Source organism: Thalassospira alkalitolerans, assembly GCF_002115745.1.
Taxonomy (GTDB): domain Bacteria; phylum Pseudomonadota; class Alphaproteobacteria; order Rhodospirillales; family Thalassospiraceae; genus Thalassospira; species Thalassospira alkalitolerans.
This window is the reverse complement of the sequence record NZ_JFKB01000040.1, coordinates 1-5872: the sequence shown is the minus strand read 5'-3', so window position 1 is coordinate 5872 and position 5872 is coordinate 1. Positions and strand designations below refer to the sequence as shown.

Below are 5872 nucleotides of genomic sequence, written 5' to 3'. Positions count from 1 at the left end.
GCCCTCGGCATCGCGGCTTTCGATCATCACGCGCGTCACTGCGCGCGTGCCATCGCCCCGCGTTATGATGCGGACTTTATAATCGATCAATTCAATTTGCTGCACGGCTTCAACATATTCCGGCACCGTCAAAAGAACCTTGCGAAGGGCAGCATCAAGGGCGTTGACCGGGCCGTTCCCCTCGGCGACAGACATAAACTGATCCTCGCCGACCACGACCTTGACGGTCGCTTCGGACAGGGTGATGACCTGTTCCTCTTGCTCATCCACCCAGCGGCGTTCATCAATCACCCGGAACGATGTCACGCGGAAATAACGGTCAAGCTCGCCCAGTGCCCTGCGCGCCAAAAGCTCGAAACTGGCTTCGGCCCCGTCATAGGCATAACCATCAAATTCACGCTGTTTAACCGCGTTGACCAATTTGCCAATCGCATCGGATTTCGGATCGACATCGACCCCGATTTCACGGAAACGCGCCAAAATGTTGGAACGCCCCGCCTGATCCGACACAAGGATATGACGCTGATTGCCAACCAGTTCCGGCGCAATATGTTCGTAACAGGCCGGATTTTTTTCCACCGCCGAGACATGCAATCCGCCCTTATGGGCAAAGGCGCTGTCGCCGACATAGGCCGCTTGGCGGGCCGGTTCACGGTTCAGACGTTCATCAAGAATATGAGAAATTCGGCGCAACTGGGTTAGTTGTTCGTGTGATACACCAACGTCATAGCCCATCTTGATCATCAAGGTCGGGATGATCGAAATCAGGTTCGCATTACCGCACCGCTCGCCCAGACCATTCAACGTGCCCTGTACCTGACGCGCCCCGGCACGCACCGCCGCCAGCGAATTCGCCACCGCATTCTCGGTATCATTATGGCAATGAATGCCCACATGGCTGCCCGGTATGTGAGAACAAACATCGGTGACGATATCAAAAATCTCGTCGGGCAATGTCCCACCATTGGTGTCACATAAAACAACCCATCGCGCCCCGGCGTCATATGCCGCCTTGATTGCCGCAAGGGCATAGTCGCGATTGGCTTTATAGCCGTCAAAGAAATGCTCGGCATCGAACATAACTTCGGAAACCTGACTTTTCAGATGCCCGATAGACTCGCCGATCATCGCCAGGTTTTCCAAAAGCTCGATCCCAAGCGCCTCGGTAACCTGAAAATCCCAGCTTTTGCCGACCATGCACACAATTGGCGCACCCTGTGCCAATGTGGCCAGCCCCGGATCATTGGATGCCGAACGCCCGGCACGGCGTGTCATGCCAAAGGCGGTCAGTTTCGAATTTTTCAATTTTGGCGGATTGGCGAAAAAGGCGTCATCAGTCGGGTTTGCCCCGGGCCAGCCACCTTCGATATAATCAATCGACAGCTCGTCCAGTGCCTTGGCAATCGCGGTTTTATCCGCTGCCGAAAAATCCACGCCCTGGGTCTGCTGCCCATCACGCAAGGTACTGTCGTATAAATAGACGCGCTTGTCTGACATTTTCATTCCAAAACTGATCGATCTTCTTTTGATGGCCAAATCCATATGGGTAACGCCACGCGGGTCTGGCAAATTGCCGCAAAACACTCATTTGCGCAACCGCATTACAAATCCTACCCCTTTTGTGTGGTTTCTTTGCCCAAATCGATAAAGCCACCCACCTTTAGGATAGCAAACCTGTCCCCCTGAATGATTGTAACTTAGTGGCGGCGGTGGTTTACTCTACCTTACATTGTGAAGCGACCGGGAATGCGCCCCTGAATTTCGCGGGCTTCGCATGATAAGGACACCAAGATGGCACTGAAAGCCGCTGAAAATTTCGACATTATGCTTCTTGCGGGTTTGACATGGCACCGTTCCGGCAAAGACAACTGGACAGCATCGGACCGGTTCGCCGTTTATACAATCTTCCGCGAAGTTGATGATCGCTGGTACGGACACTGGGAACGAGATGGCGAGAAGACCACTGCAAACTGGTCATGCCCCACCCTCGAAACCTTTGCCGAATATATGGTTGATAATGCACGCCGACAGAACCCGGATAACCCGACTTGAAATTCGCCCTCGGGGGCATCGCCCCCAAAGTGCAAAACAGGTGCACACCCCGAAACTCGGATTAGATAATCTATATATCTACCTCCCCCCCGCCGAGTTGTTGCACATCTGACGGCCTGTCCCCCCCGGACAGGCCGTTTCTTTTTGCGCTGCATTCATATCTGTTCTTGCGTTTGGCCCCATAGCACTTATGTCTGAGCCATCGAGAGTTTCACAAAAAAGGCATATTCCATGACCAAAGGCATCCCGATGCAGATTGATATCGTCTCTGACGTTGTCTGCCCCTGGTGCATCATCGGCTATAAAAACCTTGAACAGGCGATTGACCGTCTTGATGGTCAGGTCGATGTCAAACTGCGCTGGCACGCATTTGAACTGAACCCCGATATGGGTTCTGAAGGCCAGAACCTTTCGGAACATATCAAGGAAAAATACGGCCTGACCCCCGATCAAAGTGCGGAAAACCGCGACCGCATTTCCATGATGGGTGAAAACGTCGGCTTTGACATCCGGTTCAGTTCCGACAGCCGCATCTACAATACGTTTGATGCCCATCGCATGCTGTATTGGGCGGGCAAGGAAGGCAAACAGACCGAACTGAAAATGGCCCTGTTCCGTGCCTATTTTCAGGAAGGCGAAAACCCCGGGGATCACGGTGTTCTGAAACGCGCCGCCGAAGAAGTCGGCCTGTCACCAGAAGAAGCCGTCGAAATCCTCGACGGTGACCTCTTCGCCAAGGAAGTCCGCGCCGAACAGGAAGAATTCAGCAAGGCCGGGATCACATCGGTTCCGACCTATGTTGTGAATGGAAAATTTGCCATCACCGGCGGCCATCCGCCCGAAGTCTTCGAACAGGCCCTTTCGGAAATTGCCCGCCAAGGCAGTGACACCGACGATGGTCTGGATGACGACATGAACAACGGTGAAGTCATCCTCGAAAACTGATCTCCATCCGATCCAATCCATATTCAAAGCCCCGGCTGCCATCCGCGCCGGGGCTTTTTGTTTGCGGCATCTGCAAGCATTTTCAAAAACGACCACGCCCGAAACCGGTGGCCATTCCAGCCCCCGCATAACACCCACCAACCAAACAATCAGGCACGAGCAGCAATAAAACCACCCCGCTCCTCTCCCCCACGTCAGACAACATACCATCTGACATATGCCCGCCACACGATGCTGGCTCTGGCAATTGATCTCTATTTTCGCGACAAACCCTTGCCCCGGGCGTAAAGTTTCTATGCCGCCACCACGGCACAACTTGCCTCCTTTCGCAAACAACGCACCGAACCTCTTGCTTATCAAAGGATCGCCCCATGATCGACTTTGCCAATATCAGCCTTTATCTGCCGGGAATTTTACTGGCCTATGCCGCCCTTATGATGGGCCTCATAAGCCCCGGCCCCGCCTTGCTCGGCCTGATGGGGGTATCGCTGGAACGCGGGCGTCGTGCAGGTCATTGCTTTGCGATTGGCATTGGCACCGGATCACTTTGCATTGGCATTCTGACCCTGACCGGGCTTTCGGCATTACTGGCAACATGGGCCGATGCCATGACCGTCATTCGCATTGCCGGCGGACTTTATCTTTTATGGCTGGCGTTTAAGGCCTTTCGATCTGCCTTTCGCCCGAAACAGATGGCCGGGGATACCATCCCCCCCGATGGTAAACACATTTCCGGCATGGGTTATTTCACCCGCGGGCTGAGCCTTCACCTGACCAATCCCAAGGCGATCCTGACATGGATCGCCATCATTTCCATTGGCTTTGCCGATGGCACACCGCTTTGGGTGGGATGGGTGATTGTACTGGGCTGTGGCACGATTTCGACGCTTGTGCATTTTGCCTATGCCACCGCGTTTTCAACCCGGCCTGCGATCTCGCTTTATCGCCGGGCGGCGCGCTGGATCAATGGTATTCTGGGCGTATTCTTTGCCGCCGTCGGCATTCGCCTTTTGGCCGGGCGCTAATCGGCCCCACCGGTATCTAGCACCGGTTTGCGGGTAACCCCGTTCTTTTGATCCATCCAACCGCCCAATACCGTTAGCCACACGGCGATTAACGGCAACAGCGCGATATTCTGGTCCATCACCCACAATATCGCACTCGCCATCACGCACCAGACCAAGGGGACTGGCAACAATAACCACCGCCAGGTTCCCCGCGCCAACAGGATAAATCCAAGTGTGCCAATCGCCGTTGGATCGGCGGCACTGCCAAACAATTCAGCCTGTATCATACCCCGCCCCTCAATCAGCCCGGCAAAGGGAAATCCGATAATCGCAATTAGCAAAAGGGCCGCCCCGGCGACGCTTGAAAAATCCCCGCGCCAGCCAAACCGCAAGGGCATCCGACGCACGGCAAACATCACCATAAACCCGGCCTCGACAATAAAGGCCGGGATGAAATACGGGATCACCCAATTGATCGGCTGGTAATACTGCCAAAGAAATCCGGCCGTGACCCAGCCCCAAATCATCGCAAGCAGGATCAAAACCACCCGATTGCCGCGACATCCCCGCCGCATGGCAAGACCCGACGCAACCATCCCGGCGATCAGAGCCGCCGCCACGGCCAGTCCCCATGTGGTATTTAACGTTTCAAACAAACGATAATAAACCCGCGGCGAAAACAGCAAAAAATCCGCAAGGCCATAGCTCCACCAATCGCCCATCACGCCCCCTTATGCATCGACAAAACCCGGTCCATCACAATAGCCCGATCATCGCCGCAATGCGTTCACGCATTTCATCATCGGGCAGCGGCCCCTTGGCGGCGGCCATATTCTCTGCGGCATGGGATGGCTGTGTTGTGGCCGGGATCGGGCATGTCACGCCGGGATGGGAAATCAGAAATTTCAGAATTACCTGCGCCCAGCTTTTCGCCCCGATTTCATCGGCAAACCCCGGCAAAGCTTCGCCCTGCAAACGGTCAATCAGGCTACCCCCGCGAAACGGGCGATTAACAATCACGCCAATGCCGCGTTCCTGCGCCAGCGGCAGCAAATATTGCTCGACCTTGCGATCCACCGGGTTATAGGTCACCTGCACGAAATCAAGCGATTCCTTTTTCATCACCGCGATCACATCATCGGTCCGCCTGCCATGCGAGGTTGTCACCCCGACATAACGCAGTTTCCCCGCATCCTTCATATCAAACAAAATCGACAAATTATCATTAATTCTCAACAGATTATGCACCTGCAAAAGATCGAAACGATCAATATCCCAACGCGCGGTGCTTTGCGCAATTTGTGCCGCACCATCATCAGATGTCCAAACCTTGTCTGTGGCAAATACCCGGCCCCGTGCGCCAAGCTTGTCCAACCCGTATCCGATCACATCCTGTGCCGAACCATACATCGGAGAACTGTCGATCATCTTGCCACCGGCGGCAAAAAAGACCGACATCACCGACGCGCACTGATCACGCAATTCCTGATCATTGCCGACATTAAACGTGATCCAGCTTCCCATGCCGACCGCCGGGATCATTTCACCGGTCGAGGGGATCGGCTTTTTCAAAACATCGGGAACATCACGGTTATCAAGGGTCTGCGCCCAAAGCGGTTTGGCACCACAAATCCCGGCAAACATCCCGGTTGCCGCAACACCACCCAGAAAATTTTGCAAAAACCGTCGTCGATCCAGCTCAGACATTACCATCCCAACCCTGTTGTTCGGAACCGATCATCAAACAGGAAAGGGGCCAAAATGGGACAATGCGCAACCACAGGCTGCGCCGCGAACTGGTGAAAAATTAGTTCTTGACCTAAAGTACGCTCTAGCAACTAGGTGTTGTTTACATTCATTGACAACAT

The 5872-nt window shown here is 54.3% G+C and carries 6 protein-coding genes; 3 read left to right on the top strand and 3 right to left on the bottom strand.

The genetic code is table 11. The annotated features are described in order from the left end of the window. A partial coding sequence (gene cimA / locus TALK_RS21765; RefSeq protein WP_245830079.1) for a citramalate synthase occupies positions 1 to 1497 on the bottom strand: 1497 nt, incomplete at its 3' end. 294 nt (positions 1498 to 1791) lie between these two features. On the opposite strand from cimA, the gene TALK_RS21760 reads away from it, so the two are divergent. From TALK_RS21760 to TALK_RS21750, 3 genes are all read left to right on the top strand, one after another. Next, on the top strand, positions 1792 to 2052 hold the full coding sequence (locus tag TALK_RS21760; RefSeq protein ID WP_085621268.1) for a hypothetical protein: 261 nt from the start codon (positions 1792 to 1794) through the stop codon (positions 2050 to 2052). Positions 2053 to 2283: 231 nt separating this feature from the next. Further along, entirely contained in the window at positions 2284 to 2997 is a 714-nt protein-coding gene (locus TALK_RS21755) for a DsbA family oxidoreductase (protein ID WP_085621267.1), read from the top strand. A 371-nt stretch (positions 2998 to 3368) separates the two neighbouring features. Beyond that, positions 3369 to 4022, top strand: a complete 654-nt coding sequence (locus TALK_RS21750; protein WP_085621266.1) for a LysE family translocator — start codon at positions 3369 to 3371, stop codon at positions 4020 to 4022. On the opposite strand, the gene TALK_RS21745 is transcribed toward TALK_RS21750, so the two are convergent. Further along, positions 4019 to 4726, bottom strand: coding sequence for a hypothetical protein (locus TALK_RS21745; RefSeq protein WP_085621265.1), 708 nt, complete (start codon positions 4724 to 4726; stop codon positions 4019 to 4021). The genes TALK_RS21750 and TALK_RS21745 overlap by 4 nt on opposite strands. Before the next feature lie 34 nt (positions 4727 to 4760). Continuing rightward, entirely contained in the window at positions 4761 to 5711 is a 951-nt protein-coding gene (locus TALK_RS21740; protein ID WP_085621264.1) for an aldo/keto reductase, read from the bottom strand. Between the last annotated feature and the right edge of the window lie 161 nt (positions 5712 to 5872).

Excerpts from the sequence above, each read along its gene's own strand:
- TALK_RS21755 (WP_085621267.1), top strand. The coding sequence starts at position 2,284 with ATGACCAAAGGCATCCCGATGCAGATTGATATCGTCTCTGACGTTGTC.
- TALK_RS21745 (WP_085621265.1), bottom strand. The coding sequence starts at position 4,726 with ATGGGCGATTGGTGGAGCTATGGCCTTGCGGATTTTTTGCTGTTTTCG.
- TALK_RS21750 (WP_085621266.1), top strand. The coding sequence starts at position 3,369 with ATGATCGACTTTGCCAATATCAGCCTTTATCTGCCGGGAATTTTACTG.
- TALK_RS21760 (WP_085621268.1), top strand. The coding sequence starts at position 1,792 with ATGGCACTGAAAGCCGCTGAAAATTTCGACATTATGCTTCTTGCGGGT.
- TALK_RS21740 (WP_085621264.1), bottom strand. The coding sequence starts at position 5,711 with ATGTCTGAGCTGGATCGACGACGGTTTTTGCAAAATTTTCTGGGTGGT.